Genomic DNA, 25,735 nt, shown 5'->3' with positions numbered 1-25,735 from the left:
AAGAAAGGGGAAATAAGAATGAGAACCGTAGAAGTAGACCAAATCACAAAAGCTATTAAAAAGCTATGCATCGAGGCGAATTATTTTTTAGGTAAGGATATAAGAAATAAACTTAATGATGCTTCAGTGAAAGAAGAATGGGGTATAGCAAAAGATGTTTTAAAAGATATTATTAGTAATTATGAAATTGCAGAAAAGGAAGAAATACCTATTTGTCAAGATACAGGTATGGCATGTGTTTTTATAGAAGTTGGACAAGATGTTCATCTAAAGGGCGGAGATATTACAGAGGCAATTAATGAAGGGGTACGTGAAGGGTATAATGAAGGATACTTAAGGAAGTCAGTAGTAAAAGACCCAATTAACAGAGTAAATACGAAAGATAATACTCCAGCCATAATATATTATGATATCGTTCCAGGGGATAGGGTTAAAATCACTGTTGCACCAAAAGGATTTGGTTCGGAAAATATGAGCAGAGTTGGTATGCTAAAGCCAGCAGATGGAGAAGAAGGTGTAAAAGAGTTTGTTATTGATACTGTGAGGAAGGCAGGATCTAATCCTTGTCCACCTATTGTAGTTGGAGTTGGAATAGGTGGTACCTTTGATAAAGTAGCTTACTTAGCAAAGAAAGCATTAATAAGAGATATTAATATAAGGAATGAAGATGGATACTATAAAGAAATGGAAGAGGAGCTATTAGAAAAGATAAATGCCCTTGGAATTGGGCCACAAGGCTTTGGGGGAAAAACTACTGCTCTTGGTGTAAATATTGAAACATATCCAACTCATATTGCAGGATTACCTGTAGCAGTAAATATAAATTGCCATGTTACAAGACATAAGACTATAATTTTGTAAGGGGAAAATATCAATTTATAAAGATAGTATGCAGTTTATTAATAGCAATATATAATTTAAATGCACAATGCACAATGCACAATGCACAATGCACAATGCACAATGGACAATTAAGGAGGATTTTCTTCCCGGTGGTCAGAAAATCTTTAATTAAATAAAAGAAGCTTAGAATTATAGTAAATTAGTAATAAGGAGTTTTATTAGAAGCTGATAAAAATTGGGGAGGCAGAGAAATGACTAAGGTGATTAAAGTGACTACACCGTTTACAGAAGAACAAGCAGTAAAATTAAAGGCAGGAGATAAGGTTCTTATAAGCGGGACAATATATACAGCTAGAGACGCAGCACATAAAAGGCTTGTTGAGCTCATACATAGTGGAAAGAAAATTCCTTTTGACATAGAAAATTCGATTATTTATTATGTTGGACCAAGTCCAGCAAAAGGGGGAAGACCTATTGGGTCTGCAGGTCCTACTACATCATATAGGATGGATCCGTATGCTCCAGAATTATTAGAAATTGGACTTAGAGGAATGATAGGAAAAGGATTAAGAAATAAAGAAGTTGTCGATTCTATGATAGATAATAAAGCAGTTTATTTTGGAGCTATAGGAGGAGCAGCAGCACTCATTGCAAAGTCAATAGTTAAAGCAGAAATTATTGCCTATGAAGATTTAGGTTCTGAAGCTATAAGAAAATTAGAAGTTAAAGATTTTCCAGCAGTAGTAGTTATAGATACTGAAGGGAATGATTTATATGAGATTGGGAAAGAAGAATATTTGAATTCAATGCACAATGCACAATGAACAATGCACAATTAAGGATGATTTTGCTACGCAAAATCTTTTAATTAATTGAATGATTAAAACAAAGGGAAGTATATATATTTATTTTTACACAAATATGTATACTGTCCCATATTTAATACCTCATATGCAGTCTGTAAGTAGAAGATTTGAGATTGATATTATTTAGTATAAAGATTATCGTAGTATTCGTTCAGCATTCTTTCTACTGCAAAATAGTCTTTTGTTGATTCTATACTGTTTTGCATCATTTTTATCCATTTAGATTTATTATTATAATAAGTTGGTAAAACCCTATTAAGAAGAGTATCTACTAAAGCATCACCATCATGAGCATCTATATCTTCAACATCTTCTTTTGTTTTTCCATTTCCAAATTGCCAACCGTTTATGTTGTCATTGCAAGCTTCAGGCCACCAACCATCAAGAGTAGATAGATTTAAAACTCCATTCATAGCAGCTTTCATGCCAGATGTTCCGCTTGCTTCCATAGGTCTAATAGGGTTATTAAGCCACACATCGGCCCCTCTAGTAAGTTGTTTGCCAATGACCATATCGTAATTCTCTAAGAAAACAACACTATTAGGATATTTTTTAGTCATTTTGTGTAGGTTAAAGACTATTTCTTTACCAGTATCATCTAAAGGATGAGCTTTACCAGCGAATACAATTTGTATATCACCAGATTCTAGTAAAGGACCTATATGTTTAATGTCTCTAAAGATTAAATCACTTCTTTTGTATGGAGCTGCTCGTCTTGAAAAGCCTATTAGAAGCTTGTTTTCATCTAATTGAACACCATTTCTATCTTTGACAAAACTAATTAATTCTTTTTTAATTTCCATATGTTTATTCCAAAGACATTCTTCGTCATTATATGAGTTAATTATCCTGTCGTCAACCCAAGTAGGAGTATGAATTGCATTAGTTATTGCTATAATATCAGACCTTCCATCTATATCTTTCCACATTTCATTTGCTGTTTCTCCGTGGAGCTGTGCCACAGCATTTGCATTTCGAGAAAGCCTTAAAGCAGCTACTGTCATATTGAATGGAGTGCCTCCTATAGCTTCCATTTGAGCTTTGCTTAAGCCATTAAATGCGCCCATATATTGGAGCCTGCTAATTGGGTGAGACTCATTTCCTTGCTTGATAGGAGTGTGTGTTGTAAAAACAACTTCTTCAGTAGTTTCAGCAATTGCGTCCTCAGTTGAAAGCCCATTTTCAGTCTTTTCTCTAATTAGTTCAGTTGCAGCTAAAACAGCGTGCCCTTCGTTGAAATGATAAACATCTATAGGAATATTTAAGGCTCTTAAGGCTTTAACACCACCAATTCCAAGAACAATTTCTTGAGCAACTCTTTCTTCACCAAACCAACCATATAATTGACCTGTTATCCATCTATCTTCACCATTATTTTCAGCTATATCAGTATCTAATAGATAAATAGGATTATTATTAAAACTATCTACTTTCCAAACCTTACAAACAACATCATTTTCTCTCACTTTAACAGTAACTTTAACTCCTGTATCTTTTAAAAAATCATATTCATAATTATGATAGCTATCATAAGCTTTTCCGTTTTCATCTAATAACTGGTCAGAATAACCTTGTTTCCACTTAATACCTATACCGATAAGTGGTAAATTCATATCTTTTGCTCCCTTTAAATGGTCGCCTGCTAAAATGCCAAGACCTCCTGCATAAGTTTTAAAGCTAGCATCTAATGCATATTCCATACAAAAATAGGCAACTTTAGGTAAAGATTTTGTATCCATAATATACCTCCTCTTATTTATAGCTAATTATACTATTGATTTTAATGCAAAAAATAGCAATATACAAATCAATAATTATTAATGAACATTAATTTGTTTGATAATGAAATACTATATCAATTATATAATAAGAACAAGGAAATGTGCAAGCGTTTGCGCAAAAGAAATAAGCTTTTTTTAGAAATTTAAATAATTTTTAACTTTTTAATCAAATCATTCGTATATAATATAGACAAGTGAAAGGGGGAGTTTACTTGTCGAAATCCGATGAACTTTTAGTAATGGAAATATTAAATGGTAATATTAAAAGTTTTGAAAAAATAGTAGAAAAATATCAAACCGTAATAATACGATATGTAAATAACTTTGTGAAAGATCAATCCATAGCAGAAGATATAAGCCAGGAAGTATTTATCACTATTTACAATAAATTAAAACAATATAATAATAAATATAAATTTTCTAATTGGATGTTTCAAATAGCTAAAAATAAGACCATTGACTATATAAGAAAAAAGAAGAGGTTAAATGAAACGATTATTGAAGGGGCATATGACTTGTCTTCCAATGATAACTTAGAAGAAATAATAGAATTTAATGAAACAAAAAAATATATTAATGAATATATAAATACTTTAGATAAAGAATCAAAGCAAATTCTTTCTATTAGATATACTAGTAACAAAACTTTCAAAGATATATCTAAAATTTTGAATATAAGTGAATCTACAGTTAAAAGGAAATATTATAATGTAAGAAAGAATTTTAGTGAATTCATAATTTGCAAAGAAAAGGGGTGTGAATATGGATTGTAAAGTATTCACAAAAAATATATACCAATTCATACTTGATGATTTAAGCATGGAAGAAAAAATGAAAATGGAGAAACACGTAGAAGAATGTGATAAATGCAGGGAATTATATAACAAAGAATTAGAAATAGAAAAAACATTAAGAAGTTTTTTTGATGAAGAAGAAATAATTGTTGAGGAAGAATTTAAAAAAGGTATTTTGGAAAGAATAAATAATAACAGGTACAAAAAACAAAAAAAGAATAAAAATATTAATATATCAAAATATATGAAGATAATAACGCCAATAGCAGCAGGATTCTTTATATTTATTATTTTTACTCGAGGAAATTTTATGATGCGTTCGGAAAATATGACAGAAGAAGCAGGGAATGCTAGTGCTAATAGCACAATGATGGAAGAACATGACTTGGAAAATAATGAAAGTGAAACTTCCATAAAAAATGGAATTGGATCAGATGGTGATTATGCAGATGATAGTTTGGATTTCACAATAAATAGGATAAATGAAGAAGAATTTTATACATTGATTAATGAAGATGCAGACCATGTTGAGGATAATATTTTTGAAAATTCATCTAAAAAAGAATATAGTGCAGTTCTTTTAGAAAAAAAGAATATAATTTTGATAAATAATCAAGAAAATGGAGAAAAATTAATATTAGAGGTGCAGTTAAAGGATAAATTTAGTATAATTAAAAATATAGAGTGGTATGATGAAGGATATTTATTGATTCTGTCTGGAAATGTAGAAGAAGGAGGTAAATTAGTTAGCTTATTAAATATTATAAATAGTAAGAATACAAAGGTATATGAAATTAAAAATAATAAAAGCTATATTACTGATGTACATTATATTAGTGATAAGAGTATTACTATAAATGTTAAGGTTTATGAGGAGGAGACTAAAAAATTCCATAATGAAGATGTAAAATTATATAATATAGAAAAAGTAAAATAAAAAATATAAAAGGAGGTTTATTAGGATGAAAAAGAAAAAAGTTTTATTGGTAATACTATCTGCTACGCTAGTATTTTCACTTTTCACCTTTACTGGGTGTTCAAATGATAGTAATCAAGAAAGTGAAGTAATTATTAGTGAAAGTGAAAATGAAGGTTCTAATGAAGTAGAAGAAAATATCGAGAGTAGTGAGGAAGACGTTACAGAAAATGCAGAAGATGTTGAAGTAGAAGAAATAAATGAAGTAGCTGCAGATATAAAGTATCAGAAAGAACAATTAGAGGATACGGTAGAGCCTGACTTTGCTACTCAATGGATTGAATCACCTAATAATAAACTTTCAGCATGTGTAGAAGGCAGAGGACCAGATGGTAATGAAGAGGGAGTAGGATACATTATAGTAAAAAATAATGAAACAAATGAAAAATGGTCCTATACTGTAGTTGATGATAACAGGCAATTATCTACTAAAAAAATAGTTTGGGTAGATGATGAAAATATAGCATCGATAGTGGGATTATCTTATGGTACAATAGCTTTAGGTGGAAATGTTTATAACTTAGACCTTACAACTGAAAATACAACATTTATATATGATACAGAAAGTGAGAAAATTCAAGTATTAGAAGCTAAGAATGTAGATGGTAAGATTGAACTTCAAATTATGGTATATGAAGATGATAATTTTATTGAATACCATATTGAATCAAAAACTATTGAAATACAATAAAATTTAGTTTAATATGTAAAATACTTTTCAATATATTGTAAAACATTCATGTTTTACTTAGGTCTAAAATGAATAAATTTACTATTAAAACTAATAATAAATTTATAAAAGAAAAACCTTAATTAAGTATCGACTTGGTTAGAAAACTGAATAGTAAATGAATTTAAAATAACAAGAAAAAGTTTTAGATAGTTATTGACATTTAAAAGAAGGAAGTCTATAATAATGATATAGATACCCTATGGGGGTATAAATAATGATTTATATGGAGGTATATTATGGTTAAAGATTTAATGAGTAGAGATTTCGTTCAGGAAGTTATAAATTCTAGTTCTACTGTTGTAATAGATTTTTGGGCACCTTGGTGTGGACCTTGCAAGATGTTAGGGCCAGTATTACACGAAGTGGCAGATGAGATGGAAGGAAAAGCAACCTTCTTTAAATTAAACGTAGATGAAAATACAGATATAGCTCAAAAATATAGTGTAGTAAGTATTCCGACTGTTTTAGTATTTAAGAATGGTGAAGTTGTAGATAAAATGGTAGGATTTAGACCAAAGCAAGATATAATTAAATTTATATCAAATAATCTATAAGATAATTACCGACAATTAAATATTGTCGGTTTTATTCGTTAAGGGGGTATCCATATGAATGACAGATATGATATTGCTATAATAGGAAGTGGTCCAGCAGGACTAGAGGCAGCTATAAATAGTAAAATTAGAAATAAAAAAATAATAATTTTTGGTAGTGATTCATTAAGTAATAAATTAATAAAAGCTCCTAAAGTAAATAATTTTTTAGGCTTTTTCGATGTTACGGGATTAGAATTAAAAGATCAGTTTAAGAACCATATAGATAATATGGGGATAGAAATAACAAATGAAAGAATTAATAATGTATATGCCATGGGTGATTATTTTGGTTTAATGGTTAATGAGAAAATGTATGAAGCTAAAACAGTTATTTTAGCTACCGGAGTTCAAAATGTTAAGGGGTTTAAAGGCGAAGAGGAATTTTTAGGTAGAGGTGTTGGTTACTGCGCAACTTGTGATGCACCATTATATAAAGAGAAAGTAGTTACAATAATAGGCTATAATAAAGAAGCAGAAGAAGAAGCTAATTATGTAAGTGAGCTTGCATCTAAGGTATATTATATACCAATGAATAATAAAGAACCTAAGTTAAAAGAAGGAATCGATATATTAAAAGCAAGACCTGTTGAAATAGTTGGAGATAAGCATGTAGAGAAATTATTACTTAAAGATGGTGAAATTAAAACTGATGGTATATTTATATTAAGAGATAGTATCTCACCAAATCAGTTAGTGCCAGGTCTTCTAATAGATGATAATCATATCAAAGTTAATAGAAGTATGGAAACTAATATTAAAGGATTATATGCGGCAGGAGATTGTACAGGCAAACCTTATCAGTACATCAAATCTGCAGGAGAAGGTCAAGTTGCGGCACTTAAAGCTGTAGAATATTTAGACTCTTTATAATAGATTAAAACAAGAGTGCAGAGTGAAGTAAAATAAGCTCCTCGTCTTACGACGAGGAGCTTATTTTATCTTTTAACTTTACTCTAAGATTCAGAAAAGTAAGTTTTTAATCTTTTAATTTCACACTGCAAGCTTCACACTATGTTTCAAAAACAAAGGTTTTAATTATTAAGGTTTTATATTTTTTAATTTCACGTTTCACACTTCACGCTTCACACTATGTTTAAAAAAACGTTATTCCACAGTGAAAAACACGTGCTGACCTATGTTGCTTACATTGTTTTTTTCTACAGTTTTCATCCAGCTGCAGGTTGCTATTTTAGGGTTATAATAAAATGTAGCCTTAGTAGTTGGATCATAACCTTTTAAAGCATCATACACTGCTCTATAACATTCTTCATCAGGGGTTCTGTTTACGGTACCATTAGACACACAAGTAAAAGCCCATTTCTGATTTATAACTCCTTCAATAGTATTTGGGAAATCTTCATCTTTTAATCTATTTAGAATTACGGAAGCAACTGCAACTTTTCCGTCGTAAGGTTCTAAATTACTTTCTGCAAAAACTACTCTGGCCATTAAATCAATATCTTCATCAGTTAAACCAATATTTTCCCAATCAGAATTAAAAACTGTAACAACTTGAGTTTCATCCTTAAAAAGATCAAGCGTTTCTGTACCTATTTCGGTCTTAGCATTAGCTATTGTACAGAAGGAAACCATACTAAATAATAGTATACTTAGAAAAATACTATACCTATGACTTTCCATATTGTTACTCCTTTTTCATAATATTTTAAGTTCAAGTCATATTGTACCCATTTATTCTAAAATAATACTAAAACTTTTTAAAGTTACAATTATCTAGGAGTTATGTTTTGAAAATTAATAAATATTTGTTCGGAATTATCAATAATTGTTGTAGAGTTATTATTATTTTACAGTATTTTTATATTGAATAAATTTTGAAAGAAATCCACTGTAAGTAACATCTGCATTACTGTACTGACTGTTTGAATCATCATATAAAGAATCAAGTGTATTTGTAGAGATATCAGCGTTATTTTCAATAGTAATTTTTTCAGTGGATACAGCATAACTGAAATTAAATAAGTAGGTATGGTAAGACTTTAAAGACGCTAATAGGGCTTCGTAAGCATCAATACCATCAATGGGCATTGAGAGTTCTTCAAGGCTTTTTTCAAGAGCAGCTATTTCCTCAATATTTTTGTTAGCAATACTTAGTATGCTATCATAAGTTTGAATACCATTTCTAGCGTTAAGTACATATTTCATACAATCTCTTTTTATTGGATCAAATGTAGCTGATATAGTATTTATTTGATTTTCAAAATCTTTCTTCTGAGAATATACTGATTCATTTGCTGTTGAAGCTTTAGATACATTACTTACATAAATAGTGGTACCACTGACTAAATGTAATATATTATCTGGCAATAAAAATTTATCATTATCAAATGTTATTAAAGAATAGTAATTCATACAGTCATCCCTGTAATTGTTCATATTCAACATAGAATTATTTATATTGGAACTACTTGGATTTTTTACAATATAAAATATCTCTTTGTACATACTAATATTGTTTGAAAGTCCATTCTTTAGATTTTCATAAGATTGGATATCATCTTCTATGGGTTTAGTACTTGAAATATTGTTGTATATACCTCTTAGTTCATCTATATCATTTTGAAGGTCTGAGAGTATTCTTTCATTTGAAATAGTTTCGTCAGTAACATAAGTTGCTACTCTACTATTTATTTCGTAAATATTATCAATTTGAGTTGTAATATTTTTTTCATACTTAGAGTATGATTTATTTGTAAAATACTTATATGTAGTATAAAATATTCCCCCACAAATTAAGAATAATGCAAGTATTATAGATATATTCCTAATAATAAGTTGATTTTTGTTTTTCATGGATTACACTCCTTTTTATTAAAGAGCCAGTATAAATAGAACTAACTCTTATAGGTGAAAAATGATTTAAAGTAAATTATATTTTTAAAATACTAGATTTGCAAGACAAAGTCAAATAAATATATTAAACCTATTAAATAATTTGAAAAATATGATTAAAATAATTATTTTATAGTGTATAATTGTAATTACAATGAACTGCATTGAGGTGAGCATATGGAACTTATAAATTTAGTTTTAAATACAATACAATCCATAAATATTTATTCTATTTTAGATATTATAGTTGTAGCTTTTATTTTCTATAAAGTATATATGTTAATGAAAGAAACTAGGGCAGAACAATTATTAAAGGGTATCATGTTAATTATATTATTGATTCCAGTTAGTAGTTTGCTAAATTTAAAGGTCCTTAATTGGATTTTAAGTAAAACACTAACAATTGGAGTTTTATCTTTAGTTATCATATTCCAGCCAGAAATTAGAAAGGCATTAGAGCATATAGGAAGAAGCGCTTTTAATGATAGACATATTTTTCAAGATGATGAGACAATTATTAAAATGATAACTGAGATTACCAATGCAGTAGATGAGTTAGCGAAAACGAAAACAGGTGCTTTGATTGTAATAGAGCAAGCTACTGGACTGAATGATATTAGGGAGACTGGAATTTCCGTGGATGCAGAAATTTCTTCTTCGTTATTAGAAAATATATTTGTGGAAAATACACCTCTTCATGATGGCGCTGTTATAATTAAAAATGCTAGGATAGCTTCTTGTGGATGTTTACTACCACTTAGTAAAGATGCATCAATAAGTAAAAAGCTAGGAACAAGACATAGGGCAGCACTTGGAATTTCAGAGGTATCTGATGCTCTTATAATAATTGTATCAGAAGAAACAGGAGTTATATCATTGACGGTTAATGGTAAATTAACTAGAGATTATACGGAAGAAAAATTAAGAGCAATTCTTATTAAGATTATACAATATAGAAGAGATAAAAAACTTTCATATAAAGATAAGGTGATATCATGGCTGAAGATAAAAAAAGAAGTTTAATAATTAAAATAGGATGTATACTAGCCGCTATTGTATTATGGCTATATGTATCAAACGAGAGTAATACAATTCAAACAAGAACAATAAAAAATATACCTGTAAGGATAATTAATGAAGAGTCATTAGCTGACACATCACTTATATTATCACCTAATCAAGAGATGAGTATATCTCTTAAGGTTTCTGGTACACCTTCAAAGATATTTTCTATTGGTGCTGAAGATTTTGATTTAATAGCAAACTTAAGTGAGTATATCTTGAAAAAAGGTTCTCAAAATATTCCGGTGGAAGTATTACAGTCACCAAATGAAGTGAATATATTAAATGATACTTCACTTTGGGTTGAGATTAATGTAGATAAATTAGCTGAAAAAACTTTGCCGATAGTTATAAATAGCAGTGGAGATGTAGGGGAAGGTTATTATGAGTTTGATACAATAGTTGAGCCTAAAAGTATTACTATATCCGGTGCTGCAGATTATGTGGATAAAGTAGAAACTGTTACTGTGGATATTAATAAGGCAGATGCTACAAGTGATATTACACTTTCATTACCTGTAAAAGCATTAGATGCTATTGGTAATGAAGTTGAAGATATTGATATAGAACCTAAGATAGTAGAGGTACAAGTGCCTATTAAAAAGACAAAAGAAGTTAAAATAAATGTAATAACAGAAGGTAATATTAAAACTGGTTATATATTAAAGGAGATTTCAACCCAGAAAGAAGTGGTTACTATTGCAGGTAATGAAACGGATATTGATAATATTACAAGTTTAGAAACAGAGGGAATTAACTTAAATGAAATTTCTCAAGATTCCCAAATTATATCTGCTAAATTGAAAATTCCTGAAGGAATAGAACTTATTGAAGAAAGTGAATTAGTAAATGTTGAGTTTACCTTAGAGAAGGTAATTGAAAAAAATATTACAATACTACTTGAAATTAAGAATTTAGAGGAAGGTTTGGAAGAAAACACTCAAAATACTAATGTATCGATTATTATATCAGGAGCCTCTAGTATAGTAGAAGACCTTGAGGAAAAAGATATAGTTGGATATATGGATTTTGGTAATTTAACCGAAGGAGAGTATGAAGTTCCTGTTAAGTTTGAACTTCCAGAAGGGGTAAGTCTTATAGCACAGAATGTTAGTTTTATAAAAGCAGTAATTTCAAAATCAGAAAAAGAAACGCAGACAGATGCACAAAATAACACACAAAATAATACTAATAATAGTACAGATGATAGTACACAGGATAATACTAATATTTCAACACAGTAATTGTGGCTGATTTTCTTTAGTTTTTAAAGCCTTTTTAAATTATGAAAAATGCACTGTGAACTATAACTATACCATCTTTAGGAGGAAGAAATGACAATTAAAATTAGCGATATATCTCTAGGGATAGATGAAACAATAGATGAATTAAAAGTTTATGCAGCTAAAAAACTAAAAGTAAGTAAAGATAATATAAAGGATTTAAAGGTTATAAGAGAATCTATAGATGCTAGAAAGAAAAATGACATTAAGTTAAAATATACTGTTGAAGTAAATATTGATAAAATTAATAAAGAGAAGGCAATTGTGGATAAAGCAAAGGTCAATAGTATTAAACTTGTGGATAAAATACAAAATGAAATTATTGAAGTTGGAGATAAGAAATTAAATCAAAGACCTATTATTATTGGTATGGGACCAGCAGGAATGTTCTGTGCTCTTTTTTTAGCGAAACAGGGTTATAAACCAATAGTAATTGAAAGAGGGTCATCTGTAGATGATAGGACAAAAGAAATTGATTTGTTCTGGAAGAGTGGGCAACTTAATTTAAACTCCAATGTTCAATTTGGAGAGGGTGGCGCAGGCACATTTTCTGATGGTAAGCTTACTACTAGAATTAAAGATAAAAGATGTAATTTTGTATTAGATCAATTTGTTGAATATGGAGCTCCAGAAGAGATAAAATATTTAGGTAAACCACATATAGGAACAGATATCTTAAAAGAAGTTGTAAAGAATATAAGAAAAGAAATAATAAATTTAGGTGGAGAGATAAGATTTAATAGTAAATTACAAGATATAAAAATAAAGGATAATAAAATAAAAAGTATAATTGTAAATGACGAAGAACTTCAATGTGAGAATTTAATCTTGGCAATTGGTCATAGCGCTAGAGATACATATGAAATGTTATTCAATAGAGGAATAATGATGACTCCCAAGCCTTTTGCAATTGGCGTTAGGATGGAACATAAACAGAGATTAATCAATGAAAATCAATATGGAAAATATGCAAATCATCCAAAGCTACGAGAAGCTGATTATAAACTTACTTATAATAGCAAAGTAACTAATCGTTCTCTATATAGTTTTTGTATGTGCCCTGGAGGATATGTTGTAGGAGCTTCTTCTGAAGAAAATCGATTAGTTGTAAATGGAATGAGCTATCATAATAGAAATGGTAAAAATGCTAACTCTGCTATAGTTGTGGGCGTTGGAGAAAATGATTTTGAAAGTAATTCACCATTAAGCGGAATAGAATTTCAAAGACATTATGAAGAATTGGCATATAAATGTGGTGGGGCAAATTATAAGGCACCTGTTCAGTTAGTTGGGGATTTCCTTCAGGATAAGAAAAGTACTAAAGTAGGAAGCGTTAAACCAACATATAAGCCTGGATACGAATTTGCTGATATGAGAAATTGTCTTCCGGATTATGTAATTGATACAATTAAAGATGGATTATTAAATTTTGATAGAAAAATTAAAGGTTTTGCGGCCCATGATGTTGTAATGACAGGAATAGAGACGAGGACTTCAGCTCCTGTTAGAATTAATAGAAATGAAATGGGTGAAAGTATATCTATAAAGGGCTTGTATCCAGCAGGTGAGGGAGCAGGTTATGCAGGTGGGATAATGTCCGCTGCTGTAGATGGAATTAAAATTGCAGAAAACCTTGTTAAGGAATATAGACCATTATAATTTAATGCACAATGCACAATGCACAATTGTGGAGGATTTTGTTGGCGCAAAATCTTTGAAATAATTAAAAGAATAAAAAAAGTAATAATAAAATAATAAAAGAATAATAATGAATAACAATAAAAGGATAGAATAATAAGAGATTAAAATTAACAATGAGAGAATAAGTAGTTAAGAAATAAAACAGAGAGCAGTAGATAGGTTTGTTTTTATACAAAGTTATCTACTGCTTTATTTATTAGACTATGGGTTAAAATATTGTTTATATTTATACTAATGTTTTAATAATTAGTTATAATTTTATGATAATAAAAACAATGTTTTGTAGTTATTGTGAATGATTTAGTTTGTTATTATATATATTAATTAAAGATTTTCTGACCAAAGGGAAGAAAATCATCCATAATTGTGCATTGTGCATTGTGCATTGTCAATGTGCATTGGCTTGAAAGCTAGTTTGCTAGTTTGAAATCATTATCAGTGATAGTGAAATTATCTTTAAGTCCACTAGTTGTATAGACATTATAGTCTTCGTCTACAAAAATAGCTTCTGTATCTTCTAGTGTTTCTATTAATATAAGACCCTCTTCAAGACCAAGGGAAAAAGTAGTCGTAGATAAGGCGTCTGCATCAATAGAGTTATCAGTAATAATAGATACGCTAACTAATGAATTATTAATAGGATATCCAGTATAGGGACTTAAAATATGGTGATATCTAACTCCGTTTTCTTCGAAGTATCTTTCGTAAATTCCTGAAGTTACAACTGTTTTATCTATGACTTTTAGAATACCGAAGTAAGAACCTCTTGAATCAAAAGGATTTTGAATTCCAAGAGACCAATCTTCACCAGCTTTAGACCCTAATGCATAGACATTACCACCTAGATTAATTATTGCACTGTCTACATCGTGGTCCTTTAAATAGGTTGCAATAACATCAGCAGCATAGCCTTTTGCTATTGCACCTAGGTCAAGTATCATATTTTCATTTTCAAGTTTTATTGAAGAATTTTCTTCATCAATTAATACATTTTTATAATTTACATTTTTTAAAGTAGCATCTATTTCTTCATCAGTCGGTACTTTTGCATCTTCACTTCCTATACCCCAAAGTTTAACTAGAGGCCCTATAGAAATATCAAAATTGCCTTTTGATAGTTCAGAATAATAGTAACCTTTTTGTATTACATAAAATGTTTCATCAGAAACTTTGACAAAAGAATTTCCGGCATTATTATTTATATCAATTACTTCACTTTCTTCTAGGTTGATACTCATTTTATTTTCTATATTTTCTAATATAGAAAATACATTGTCAAATATTTCTTCATCCACGTCGTTATAGATATTGATATCAATAACAGTGCCTAAAAAGAAACCACTAGATGATATTGGAGTTGTTAATTCACTTGTATTTTTATTACTACATGCTGATAGAAAAACAGATGATAAAATTATTAATAGTGAGATTATTAGAAAAAATTTGTTTTGTTTAGTCATTAGCGTCACCTTTCTTAGAACTTTTTTGAATTTTAATTTGTATTTAATTAAGCACAAAATTTATGTATTAAAAATAAATCTTTCAAATAAAAACTTTAAATTAAAATACAATTCAGGTATAATTATAAACTAATATTATATATCTGTGAATAATTTGTTTTTTGCATTATAATATATTTAGCTATAATTACAAAAAAGTAGTTTTCTAAGGAATTTTAGAATTTATTTAGTTAAGATGTATTTTAATTATATAACAGAGGAAATAGGAGGTAAAAGTGAAAAAAATAGATATAGTAATAATTTCAATATTAATCATTGTTTCTATAGTTACAATTGGGATATACAATATTGTGGCCAATGAAAGGAATAAAAATAGTGAAGAGTTATATGCAGTAATCTACTTGGATGGAGAAATATATAAAAAAGTTCTTTTAACAGAAGAAGAGCAAATAATTGAATTAGATACTTCTTATGGACAAAATGAAATACATGTATATAATTATGGAGTGGAAATGCACAAAGCAGATTGCCCAGACCAAGTTTGTGTAAAAACAGGGTTTATAAATAAAGTTGGTAATAGGGTTGTATGTCTACCTAATAAAGTATATGTTGAAATTGTAGGCGAGGCAGTTCCAGAAGTAGATGATATTTCTAGTTAATTGCTTTACATGAATGAAAAACATGAGACTTAAAGTTTGAAAAAAGGGGAATTACTATGGATAGAATAGAAAATAAAAATAAAATGACTAAAACTACAAAAATAGTTTTTATAGCCCTATTGGTGGCACAAGCTTTGGTATTAAGCATAATTGAAAGAATGATACCGTTGAATTTTATGATACCAGGAGCTAAACTAGGACTAGCGAATATTGTTACATTAACGTCGATTTATTTATTTAACTTTAAAGAATCATTATTATTAGTTATCTTAAGAACTTTCTTAACAGCTTTTTTGATAGGGTCAATGTCGTCATTTTTATATAGTTTTTCGGGAGCAATGTTAAGTTTTTTAGTAATGTTTATGATGGTTAGATATGCAAAAGATAAAGTCAGTACAATTAGTGTAAGTGTAGTAGGTGGTGTTACTCATAATTTAGGTCAATTACTTATGGCAGGAATTATTATACATAATTTTAGAATAGTATATTATCTTCCTTTCTTGACACTAACAGGAGTAGGGACAGGTATATTTGTTGGGATATGTGTTGTTTATCTTGTGAAAGCACTTAATAGAGTTAAATATTTTAGATAATGAAAGAGCATAATAATAATGCACAATGCACAATGCACAATGCACAATTAAGGAAGAGATTTTTTAGCGGAGCTAAAAAATCTCTTTAATTTATTAAAAGATTAAAAGATTAATAAATATAAATAATTAAATATAAACAAAGTTATATAAATAAAACCAAAGCTTAATAACAGAGTATCATTGAGCTTTGGTTAATTTGGTTTTATTAAATAAAGATTTTCTGACCAAAGGGAAGAAAATCATCAATAATTGTGCATTGTGCATTGTGCATTGTAAATTATGAATTTTCTTTTATAACTAGCTATTTAGTTTTAAAGCTAGTTTTTGAAAATATTCCTGTGAATTAAGTGGTTCGGCTAAAGAATCACAGGCAACTTCATCAGAATTATAATATTTACCATCTGGTCTTAGAATTCTTACCTTAACGTTATCGTTTAAGAATACCTCAAGATAATTCTTTAGTTTAGCTTTGTTATCCTTAGATTCTATTGGAAACATTAATTCTACTCTTCTAGTTAGATTTCTTCGCATCCAATCAGCTGATGTAAGGTACATATCTTCTTTGCCGTTGTTGTAAAAGTAAAAAATTCTACTATGTTCTAAAAATCTGCCTATTATACTCCTAACAGTAATATTTTCACTCATTCCTACTATACCAGGTTTTAAACAACAAACTCCTCTTATGATAAGGTCGATTTTAACACCTGTTTTGTTTGCTTCGTACAATTTTTTAATCATTTCTTCATCAGTTAATGAGTTCATTTTTGCAATAATGTGCGCTTTTTTACCTTCATTTGCGTATTTCATTTCTCTTTCTATAAGTGTGTAAAATTTATTTCTAAGAGTTAAAGGGGCAACATCTATTTTGTGGAGCTTAAATAGTTTAGAATAACCAGATAACATGTTAAAAATAGCAGAGGCATCACTACCAAATTGTGGTTTGCAAGTAAGCAAGCCCATATCGGTATAAAGTTTAGCAGTTACATCATTGTAATTTCCTGTTCCTAAATGGACATATCTTTTGATACCATCTTCTTCTTTTCTTACAATTAAAAGAATTTTACTATGAGTTTTTAATCCAACTAAGCCATAAATGACATGACAACCGGATTTTTCAAGTCTTTTACCCCAAATAATATTGTTTTCTTCATCAAATCGTGCTTTTATTTCTAAAAGAACAGTAACTTGTTTACCGTTCTCAGCTGCTTCTGCTAGTGCAGCTACAATAGGAGAATTACCAGAAACTCTGTATAGAGTTTGTTTTATAGCAAGTACATTAGGATCTTTAGCAGCTTTCTTTACCAGTTCAATTACTGGATCAAAAGATTCATAAGGATGGTGGAGCAGTATATCACCCTTTTTTATTGCTTTAAATAAATTTTTCGATTTTAATGCTTTATGATAAATTGGTTTGAATTTATCAAAATTAAATTCTTTTCTTTTATCATAAGAACCTAGTTTCATCATATAAGAAGGGTTTAGAGCTCCTTTGCTAATATAAATATCCTCTTCTTTTATATCTAATTCATTTACTAGAATTTGTCGTAGAGATTCATTAAAGTTTTCTTCAAGTTCTAATCTTACAACACTTCCCCATTTTCTTAATTTTAAGGATTGTTCGATCTCAGTTAATAAATCTTCTGCTTCTTCTTCGTCAATAGAGAGGTCTGCATTTCTAGTGATTTTATAACAATAGGTATTAGTTATTTTATAGCCTATATATAATTTGTCCATAAACATTTTTATAATATCTTCTAACAGTATATAATTGAATCCTTCTTTTTCTTTTGATGGTAGATTTACTATCCTATCTAACACAGAAGGAACTTGGATAGTTGCAAAAGTTTGTTTATCTTCATTTTCTAAAATAGAAGCAATGTTAAGGCTTTTGTTAAGTATTAAAGGGAAGGGCCTACTACTATCAACAACCATAGGGGTTAGAACTGGATATATTTCATTTTCAAAATAGCTTTTCAAAAACTCTACTTCTGTTTTATTTAAATCTTTTTCATTTTTGTAAATTACATTTTCTTTTTTCATAGAGGATAAAAGATTATTATAACAAGAGTAAATATCTTCCATCATTATATGAACTCTCTCACTAATTTTAATTAGTTGTTCTTCAGCGGTTAAACCAGCAGGATCTTTTTTATCGAAACCTGCTTTTACTTGATCGCCTAAAGAAGCTACTCTTACCATGAAAAATTCATCTAAATTTGAAGAACTTATTGATAAAAATTTTGCTCTTTCATACAAAGGGTTAGCTTTATTAAAGGCTTCTTGAAGAACTCTTTCATTAAATTCAAGCCAACTCAATTCGCGATTAAAGAATTCCATTTTCATTTTATAGTTCCTTTCTAATTAAAATAGGTTTTAGTCCTGAGATTTCATGAAAAAAACTAGACTTTTCTTTAAAATCCCATTCTTCTAATAAATAATCACATTTTGAAGTTATTTCAAAATATAGATTATCTCCTAATTTACGAATATTAATGTTTGTGATTTTTTGTTTGTGAGAAATATCAAGGGCCTTAGCAAGTCTCAAAATTGAAGATAACTTAGATACTAGCATTTTATCTTCAAAACTTAGAAGAGAATAGTCAATATCTTTTTCACTTGGAATAGCTTTATTATGATATTTCGCTATATTTGCAATTATTATATATTCTTTGTCCGAAATACCTAAAATATGTTCATTCTTGATTATATTATAACAATGGGTTTCTTCTTTGTATAAATTAATGTAAGTGCCAATATCATGAAGAATAGCTGCAATTTGTAGGTACAATCTGCTCTTGTCATTTAAATTCATATAATCTTTAACTTTATCAAAAATATAGAGAGATTGTCTTTCAACATATCTGCAATGAGCATGATTAATCTTATATTTTCTTGCGATAAATCTTACAGAGGAAATTATATCTTGTTGGAGAGCTATTTTTCTTCTTGAATTACTTAGTTTGTCGATCATTTCACTTATCATACCCAGTCTTAACGAGTGATTTAAGGAGATATAAACTTCGTTAGCTTTAGTCATATTAAGTAGCTTATAGTAAATAACCAATGAAGGTATCACTAATTCAATATTACTAGAGTCTGTATTGTAGAGATTCTCAATCTGAAATTCATCGAAATTTTTAATTTTTAAGTAAAATTCTTTGAATTCATCTCTAGATAAAGTTTTCTTTTCAAATTTACGAAATAACAAGTCTTTAGATGTCCCACCTAGGGCAATAAAATATCCTAAATTACGTCGTTTAACTATCCAAGAAAAAGGATATAAAATATTGTCTACATATTCTTCCATAATATTAGTGAAATCATTAGTGTCATTTTTAAGTTCATTAAGTAGTTCTTTAAGTCTAAGAGATCCCAATCTTATATAGTCGGAAAAAATAAGTTTGCCATTGTTGAAAATTGAAATTTCGATTCCACCAGCTCCTACATAGGCAATAAGAGCTCCTTTTTCCTTGATTTGGTCAATTTTAATAAGTTCATTATATATTGATTTGTAGATTAAAAAGTTTTCTTGAGAGTCATTTATTATATCAATCATAATATTTGTTTTCAATTTGATTTGTTCGAGAACATAATCTTTATTTTCTGCATCTCTTATTCCACTTGTTGATATTGCCCAAAAGTCATCAACTTCGTACTGACTGATAATTTCTTTAAATCCCATTAACAGGGTACAGGTTTCTTTTATAGTAGGGGCTGATATTTTATTATAGGAAAAAGTGTCTATACCGATTTGGGTATTGTGACGTAAATCTTCTAGAATTGTTATTTCTCCAGATAAATTTACTTGGGCTATTGACATTCTAATGAGATTTGAACCTATATCTATAGCAGCAAGTATATAATAATCTTTACTTAACATAGCACACTTCCTCATTTATTTACTAGTGGTAAAAGGCTAAAATAATCTATATTTATATAATATTTTATCATAAATCGTAAATTTAAAAAGTAACTTCGTGTTAAATTTAAGCTATTTTTTTAGAATGGTGGCGAAATATGTGATTTTTTTCTTTTATTTAATTTATGTAGTTTATATGGTATATTAAATGTAATTAGTTTAGTATTGTATAAGTGATTGAGGTGTTTGTAAATGAAAAAAGTAGGAATAATAGATATAGGATCTAACTCTATAACACTTGTTATATATGAAATTGAAAAAATGAAAAGATATAAAATAATAGATGAATTGAAAAAAGCTGCTAGATTAGGAGATATGGATGAATATGGAAATTTAAAAGAGGAAAGAATATTAGTAGCTATTAAAACTCTTAAAATGTTTCTAGATTTATGTAGATCTTACGGAGTTGATGAAATAAGGGCGACTGCTACAGAAGCAGTGCGTAGAGCAAAAAATAAGGAGTTTTTCTTAGATGTAATAATGTGTGAGACTGGACTTATGATTCAAGTTTTAAAGGGCACTGAAGAAGCTTTTTATGATTATTTTGGCGTTATTAATACTATGGATTTTAAAGATGGTCTATTGATGGATATAGGGGGAGCAAGTACTGAATTTGTGTTAATAAAAAATAGGCAAATAGAAGAAAGTATCAGCATACCTATAGGAGCTATCAATTTAACAAATGAGTTTTTGATTGATTATAAATTGACTAAAGATAAGCAAGAAAAATTAGAAAAGCATGTACAAAGATATTTAGAAGAGATTCCTTGGTTAAAAGATTTAAAAGTAGATACTTTAATAGGGGTTGGAGGAACTATTAGAAATATCAGTAAAATTCATAGAAAGAGAAATAATTATAGTTTAAACATATCTCATAATTATACTATGAAAAATAGTGATGTAATTGAAGTACTTGATTATGTTAAAGAAAAATCAGTATCCCAAAGAAAGAGGATCAAAGGATTATCAGAAGCTAGAGCTGATATATTTCCAGCAGCGGTAGGTGCCATATGTACTGTGCTTGAGTATTGTAAGTTAGATAAAATAATTATAAGTGGAAAAGGACTAAGAGATGGACTGATCCATGAATATATTTGTAATGGTAGAATACCTTTCCATAATGTATTGGATTTTTCACTTCAAAATATGATGAATAATTATAATTTGAACAAGAAACATTCTTTTAAAGTTTATGAATTAACAAAAAGAATGTTTGATTCACTTGAGAATTTACATGGTCTAGATAATACTTATGATAATATAATTAAAACAGCGTGTCTTTTGCATGATTGTGGTGTTAATATTAATTTTTACGCAGCCTATAAGCATACTTTTTATACACTACTAAACTCAGGGATTAATGGATTATCTCATAAAGAGTTGATTTTAAGCGCAATTTTGGCGGCATCTTCTGGTAGGAGCAATGTGAAAATAAATTTAACTACTTATAATAAAAATATTAATAAAAAAGATATCGATAAAATAACTAAAATTGCATTGTTTTTGAAGATTGCACAAAGTTTTGATAGAAGTGGTTCAGGTATAATTAGTGATGTGAAATGTATTGAAGAAGAAACATTAGTAACTATTTTTGTTAAAACTGCATATAATGGAGAACTGGAGATTAATGATGCAATGTCCTATTCAAAAGAATTTTATAAAATTTATGAAAAATCACTTTTAATCACTAAGTTAGAGGAAGGTTAGAAATTTTTAACATTTGCTAAATGTTAATGGAGGTAGTTATGAGTATTGTAAAAGGAATACAATTAAGAAAATCTGTTAGAAAATATAAAAAACAATGCCTTTTAGATGAAGATAAAAATAAGGTGTTGGATTTTATTTCGAACTCAGAAAAACTTTTTCCTGAAATTGAAATGGAGGCTATTTTAGTAGATGATAGTGATGATTTAAGAAAAATTTTAAAAGGTTTTTTTAAGATAAAGGCTCCTCACTATATGTTCTTTATCTCTAAAGAACAAGATGGTTGGAGAGAGAATGTAGGATACTACGGCGAACAGATAGTATTGAAGCTTGCTAAAGAAGGTATAGGTACTTGCTGGGTAGGATCTAACGTAGATGAGGAAAAACTAAGAAAAGTAATTAAAATCAGTTCTAATCAAAAATTTTGTATAATGATTGCTTTAGGATATCCAGAAGAAGAACTAAAACCTATTAGTAAAAGAAAGAGAATTTCTATAGAAGAAATTATAGAGGGAAATCCTAATGAGCAAGAGGTTTTTATACTTGAAGCTTTGAGGGATGCACCTTCTTCTATAAATTCACAGCCTTGGAAAGTAGTTAAGGTTAAAAATAGATGGGATTTTTATAGACAACCTAATAATGTCTTATTAAAAAAATTTATGAAAAAAATGAATTCAGTGGATATGGGGATTGGTTTGTGTCACGTTGTGATGGCTTCTAGAGAAATGGGATATTCTATTGAAATGTTAAAAGTAAATGAGCTTCTAAAAAATGGAGAAAGTTATTTTAGAAGTATTGAATTTAATTAGAAAAATATATTATAATTGAAAAAAATAAATAAAGCAAAAATGCAAAAATCGGTCTATACCGATTTTTGCATTTGTCATATATTTTTTCAATTTTTAGGGGGAGTATCATGAAAAAATTTGTTTTTGTTTAACTGTTCATTTATATTATATAAAACTAATGTGACAGTTTTGTGTTAACTTTGTTTAGTCTTTGTTAAGTAAAACAGTGGGAAGCCTTTAAAATAGCCACTATGTTATTTTATCACAAAAAACAAAATGTTTTTTTGTAGAGAATTATAATAAAAATTAGTGGGTTATTTAATTTTATTAAAAAAGCACGTTCAAATTTAGAATAGTCTTATTATTCTTTCGGATACATTTGAAACTAACTCCCTTGAATTCTTTATAGCATCATCTAAGGACATAGGCTTATCAGTTATAGAAAAAAGAGACGTAAAGCCCTTTTGATATAATATATCTATATCCTTTCCAAGTGTGCCAGCTATACCAATAACTGGTACATTATATTTTGAAGCAACTTTAGCAACACCAAATGGAGTTTTTCCAAATTGAGTTTGAAAATCCATCATGCCTTCCCCAGTGAATACTAAATCAGCATCTTTGATATAACTTTCAAGTTCTACTGTGTTTATTACTATATCTATACCTCTTTTAAGTTCTGCACCAAAAAAAGCTAATAATCCACCACCTAGTCCACCGGCAGCTCCTGCTCCAGGAATATTCTTTATATCTATGTTTAAAGTATTATTAATCACATTAGCATAGTGCTCTAAATTTTTATCTAGCTGCTTGACCATTTCTTTGTTTGCACCCTTTTGTGGACCGAAAACATGAGATGCTCCATTAGGGCCTATTAGAGGATTGTCAACATCGCATGCAACGGTTATATTACATTCAGCTATTCGATTATCAAAATTTGATAAATCAATTGTTTTTATTTTTGAAAGAGATCCACCACCAGGTTTTACATCATCACCATTTTCATCTAGTAGTTTTCCACCTAAACATTGTACTATTCCAGCACCTCCATCATTTGTTGCACTTCCACCAAGACCTATTATGAAATTTCTACAACCTGAGTCTAGAGCGTGCTTTATTAATTCACCAGTTCCATAGGTTGATGTGATTAGAGGGTTTTTCTGTTCTCTTTTTAATAAAGGGAGGCCAGAGGCTTCAGCCATTTCAATAACGGCAGTTTTACTGTCACCTAAAATTCCGTAAGTTGCTTCGATTTTTTCGAATAAAGGGTTATTTACTTTTAATTTTATTAATTTTCCCTTTGTACAATCTACTAAGGACTGAACTGTACCCTCACCACCATCGGCCATAGGTATTTTAATTATTTCACTGTCTGGTTTAATTTTCTTTATGCCAAATTCAATACAGTCAGCTACTTCTTTAGCAGTAAGACTGCCTTTAAATGAATCTGGTGCAATAACTATTTTCATAAAAACACCTCGCTATTGTTATTATATGTAATTTAAGTACTAAACAAAAAAATATTGGTCATAACTAAATTATAGATTATTTATGGAAAAGTGAAATGGTTATAGAGTACAAGTAATACTAAGTATTATAGAAAGAATTTGTGCACGTCATATCATTCCTTCAAGTTCAGCTAAAATTATGCAATTATATAAAAGCATACATTGGTAGGAATCTGATACATCAATATTATAGATTTCATTTAGTTTTTTAAATCTATATATAATTGTATTTCTATGTATATACATTTTTTCAGAAGTTTCTTTTATGCTCATTTTATTTTCAAAATATATTTTCACTGTTTTTAAAATATTTATAATATTATCTTTTGGTTTATCATTAAATAACTGAGGGAAAGTAGAAAGAAAATCTTTTTTTGATTCTTCTGAAATAGAATCATAAAAAAGATGTAATTTGTATTGATTTTTGTCATAAATCAAATTTTTAGGATGCATTTTTTTACCTAAGTTTATTAGTTTATTAGCTGTTTTAAAAGATTTACTGTAATCTTTTGTATCTAGGCACTCTTCTCCAATTGAAAAATGAAAGATTAAATTGAATTTTCTTTTTAAAAGTTTATTGAGCCTTATTAGAAAATCATTAATGTCTATATTTGCACTTTTTAGAATTATATATCGATCATTATTTAAATTAATAGCAAAATCATTATTATTGCCTAAAAAAATATTTATAGTATCTAGAATATTTTGTTTTAGTTTTTGAACTTCAATTTCAGAAGTAAAATCTCTTTTAGAATTATTGGATAAATTATTGTTGAAATTGGAAATATCAGCAATAATAACGAAACGATTTACTGAATAGTCGAAGTTTAGATATTCAGATCTCCACTTTAAAACATCTAAATTTTCTGGTGCATTTTTATTTATAAGTTCTTTAATAAAAGAATTAATTGCTCTTTTATGATAGATTTCAAGAGTTTTTCTTTCTTCTTCTTGAATTAGTAGTTCAACTAATTCTTTAACAATTTGGCCATAACCTTCTACTAGAGCTGCTTGTCCGGTAATACCTACAACACCAATCACCTTATTTTCGTGGTAAATCGGTACATTTATACCAGGCTTACAACCTTTGAATAAGTTCATATTAGTATTAGTTATTGTTATAGTTTTTTTTGAATTAGCGGAAAGTTTTGCAGCTTCATGGTAAGAACCTAATCTATCTAAGTCGCCAGAAGCTATTATTATACCGTTTTTATCCATTATATTAATATTTTTACCGACTATTCCGATAACTCTGTCTACAATTTTTTGCATATCTTCATTTTTTAATAGCATAGTATCCCTCTTTTTTATGTGATATTTAATAAGATAATGATAATTTACAATTTGAAATAAAAAATTTACAATATGGGAAGATTATTTTGTTTTTTAAAAATTGTTCATTGAAGAATATTTGTGCATAAAGAATAATATACTATATGATTGCTGAATTTATTAAGTTAATAAAAATTCTATTATTATGCCTAGATAAAGGGATTGATGCTCTTTAAGGATTATTATAAATTAGTAGGAAAAATAAATCAATTGGTTATTATGAATAAAGAAATACTATAATCATTTTTGGGGTTGTATAGTAGTTTCTCAGAAACTATAATAGG

22 protein-coding genes are annotated in these 25,735 nt (G+C 28.6%); 14 read left to right on the top strand and 8 right to left on the bottom strand.

The window, feature by feature from the left end; all coding sequences use genetic code 11:
- Positions 1–18: 18 nt before the first annotated feature.
- Positions 19–861 (top strand): fumarate hydratase, encoded by an 843-nt coding sequence (locus tag ACVHXK_RS04465; RefSeq protein ID WP_461205166.1) that lies wholly within the window; start codon positions 19–21, stop codon positions 859–861.
- A 233-nt stretch (positions 862–1,094) separates the two neighbouring features.
- Positions 1,095–1,667: a Fe-S-containing hydro-lyase gene (locus ACVHXK_RS04460; RefSeq protein ID WP_461205165.1), complete on the top strand. Its 573-nt coding sequence runs from the start codon at positions 1,095–1,097 to the stop codon at positions 1,665–1,667.
- Between the two features lie 161 nt (positions 1,668–1,828).
- Here the strand turns inward: ACVHXK_RS04460 and glgP are convergent, their stop codons facing one another.
- Positions 1,829–3,448 carry an alpha-glucan family phosphorylase gene (glgP, locus tag ACVHXK_RS04455; RefSeq protein WP_461205164.1) on the bottom strand — a complete coding sequence of 540 codons (1,620 nt, stop codon included), beginning with the start codon at positions 3,446–3,448 and terminating at the stop codon, positions 1,829–1,831.
- A 254-nt stretch (positions 3,449–3,702) separates the two neighbouring features.
- Here glgP and ACVHXK_RS04450 point away from each other — a divergent pair, with 254 nt between their 5' ends.
- From ACVHXK_RS04450 to ACVHXK_RS04430, 5 genes are all read left to right on the top strand, one after another.
- A complete protein-coding gene (locus ACVHXK_RS04450) occupies positions 3,703–4,263 on the top strand; it encodes an RNA polymerase sigma factor (protein ID WP_461205163.1) in 561 nt (186 codons plus the stop codon).
- On the top strand, positions 4,253–5,221 hold the full coding sequence (locus ACVHXK_RS04445) for a zf-HC2 domain-containing protein (RefSeq protein WP_461205162.1): 969 nt from the start codon (positions 4,253–4,255) through the stop codon (positions 5,219–5,221). The genes ACVHXK_RS04450 and ACVHXK_RS04445 overlap by 11 nt, the downstream gene beginning before the upstream one ends.
- A 25-nt stretch (positions 5,222–5,246) precedes the next feature.
- Positions 5,247–5,951 (top strand): DUF4652 domain-containing protein, encoded by a 705-nt coding sequence (locus ACVHXK_RS04440; protein ID WP_461205161.1) that lies wholly within the window; start codon positions 5,247–5,249, stop codon positions 5,949–5,951.
- Positions 5,952–6,229: 278 nt separating this feature from the next.
- Positions 6,230–6,547 carry a thioredoxin gene (gene trxA, locus ACVHXK_RS04435; RefSeq protein ID WP_461205160.1) on the top strand — a complete coding sequence of 106 codons (318 nt, stop codon included), beginning with the start codon at positions 6,230–6,232 and terminating at the stop codon, positions 6,545–6,547.
- A gap of 54 nt (positions 6,548–6,601) precedes the next feature.
- Positions 6,602–7,459, top strand: a complete 858-nt coding sequence (locus ACVHXK_RS04430; RefSeq protein ID WP_461205159.1) for an NAD(P)/FAD-dependent oxidoreductase — start codon at positions 6,602–6,604, stop codon at positions 7,457–7,459.
- A gap of 234 nt (positions 7,460–7,693) precedes the next feature.
- Here ACVHXK_RS04430 and ACVHXK_RS04425 read toward each other — a convergent pair whose 3' ends face one another.
- Both ACVHXK_RS04425 and ACVHXK_RS04420 read right to left on the bottom strand, forming a co-directional pair.
- Positions 7,694–8,230 carry a cell wall hydrolase gene (locus ACVHXK_RS04425; protein ID WP_461205158.1) on the bottom strand — a complete coding sequence of 179 codons (537 nt, stop codon included), beginning with the start codon at positions 8,228–8,230 and terminating at the stop codon, positions 7,694–7,696.
- A gap of 162 nt (positions 8,231–8,392) precedes the next feature.
- Entirely contained in the window at positions 8,393–9,403 is a 1,011-nt protein-coding gene (locus ACVHXK_RS04420) for a hypothetical protein (protein WP_461205157.1), read from the bottom strand.
- A 216-nt stretch (positions 9,404–9,619) separates the two neighbouring features.
- Between ACVHXK_RS04420 and cdaA the strand changes: the two genes are divergently transcribed.
- The 3 genes from cdaA (at position 9,620) to ACVHXK_RS04405 (ending at position 13,446) form a co-directional block, all read left to right on the top strand.
- Entirely contained in the window at positions 9,620–10,465 is an 846-nt protein-coding gene (gene cdaA, locus ACVHXK_RS04415; protein WP_461205156.1) for a diadenylate cyclase CdaA, read from the top strand.
- Positions 10,438–11,748, top strand: coding sequence for a CdaR family protein (locus ACVHXK_RS04410; protein ID WP_461205155.1), 1,311 nt, complete (start codon positions 10,438–10,440; stop codon positions 11,746–11,748). The genes cdaA and ACVHXK_RS04410 overlap by 28 nt, the downstream gene beginning before the upstream one ends.
- Before the next feature lie 90 nt (positions 11,749–11,838).
- On the top strand, positions 11,839–13,446 hold the full coding sequence (locus ACVHXK_RS04405) for an NAD(P)/FAD-dependent oxidoreductase (protein ID WP_461205154.1): 1,608 nt from the start codon (positions 11,839–11,841) through the stop codon (positions 13,444–13,446).
- 452 nt (positions 13,447–13,898) lie between these two features.
- On the opposite strand, the gene ACVHXK_RS04400 is transcribed toward ACVHXK_RS04405, so the two are convergent.
- A complete protein-coding gene (locus tag ACVHXK_RS04400) occupies positions 13,899–14,948 on the bottom strand; it encodes an FAD:protein FMN transferase (protein WP_461205153.1) in 1,050 nt (349 codons plus the stop codon).
- A gap of 275 nt (positions 14,949–15,223) precedes the next feature.
- Between ACVHXK_RS04400 and ACVHXK_RS04395 the strand changes: the two genes are divergently transcribed.
- A complete protein-coding gene (locus ACVHXK_RS04395) occupies positions 15,224–15,607 on the top strand; it encodes a NusG domain II-containing protein (RefSeq protein WP_461205152.1) in 384 nt (127 codons plus the stop codon).
- Positions 15,608–15,663: 56 nt separating this feature from the next.
- Entirely contained in the window at positions 15,664–16,200 is a 537-nt protein-coding gene (locus ACVHXK_RS04390; protein ID WP_461205151.1) for a Gx transporter family protein, read from the top strand.
- Between the two features lie 297 nt (positions 16,201–16,497).
- Here ACVHXK_RS04390 and ACVHXK_RS04385 read toward each other — a convergent pair whose 3' ends face one another.
- Both ACVHXK_RS04385 and ACVHXK_RS04380 read right to left on the bottom strand, forming a co-directional pair.
- Complete coding sequence (locus ACVHXK_RS04385; RefSeq protein WP_461205150.1) at positions 16,498–18,543, bottom strand: RNA degradosome polyphosphate kinase; 2,046 nt, start codon at positions 18,541–18,543, stop codon at positions 16,498–16,500.
- Between the two features lies 1 nt (position 18,544).
- The gene (locus ACVHXK_RS04380; RefSeq protein WP_461205149.1) at positions 18,545–20,080 is read right to left on the bottom strand and encodes a Ppx/GppA phosphatase family protein; all 1,536 of its coding nucleotides are present in this window, start codon (positions 20,078–20,080) and stop codon (positions 18,545–18,547) included.
- A gap of 231 nt (positions 20,081–20,311) precedes the next feature.
- On the opposite strand from ACVHXK_RS04380, the gene ACVHXK_RS04375 reads away from it, so the two are divergent.
- Both ACVHXK_RS04375 and ACVHXK_RS04370 read left to right on the top strand, forming a co-directional pair.
- Positions 20,312–21,826, top strand: coding sequence for a Ppx/GppA phosphatase family protein (locus ACVHXK_RS04375; RefSeq protein WP_461205148.1), 1,515 nt, complete (start codon positions 20,312–20,314; stop codon positions 21,824–21,826).
- A gap of 38 nt (positions 21,827–21,864) precedes the next feature.
- Positions 21,865–22,632, top strand: coding sequence for a nitroreductase family protein (locus ACVHXK_RS04370; protein ID WP_461205147.1), 768 nt, complete (start codon positions 21,865–21,867; stop codon positions 22,630–22,632).
- Between the two features lie 326 nt (positions 22,633–22,958).
- Here ACVHXK_RS04370 and ACVHXK_RS04365 read toward each other — a convergent pair whose 3' ends face one another.
- Together ACVHXK_RS04365 and ACVHXK_RS04360 are read right to left on the bottom strand one after the other, a co-directional pair.
- Entirely contained in the window at positions 22,959–24,080 is a 1,122-nt protein-coding gene (locus ACVHXK_RS04365; RefSeq protein WP_461205146.1) for a glycerate kinase, read from the bottom strand.
- 147 nt (positions 24,081–24,227) lie between these two features.
- Positions 24,228–25,412, bottom strand: a complete 1,185-nt coding sequence (locus tag ACVHXK_RS04360) for a CdaR family transcriptional regulator (RefSeq protein WP_461205145.1) — start codon at positions 25,410–25,412, stop codon at positions 24,228–24,230.
- Between the last annotated feature and the right edge of the window lie 323 nt (positions 25,413–25,735).

The sequence above is a fragment of the Clostridium sp. DL1XJH146 genome, from assembly GCF_054819755.1.
The sequence above is the reverse complement of the archived record's forward strand: the minus strand, read 5'-3'. Positions and strand labels throughout refer to the sequence as shown.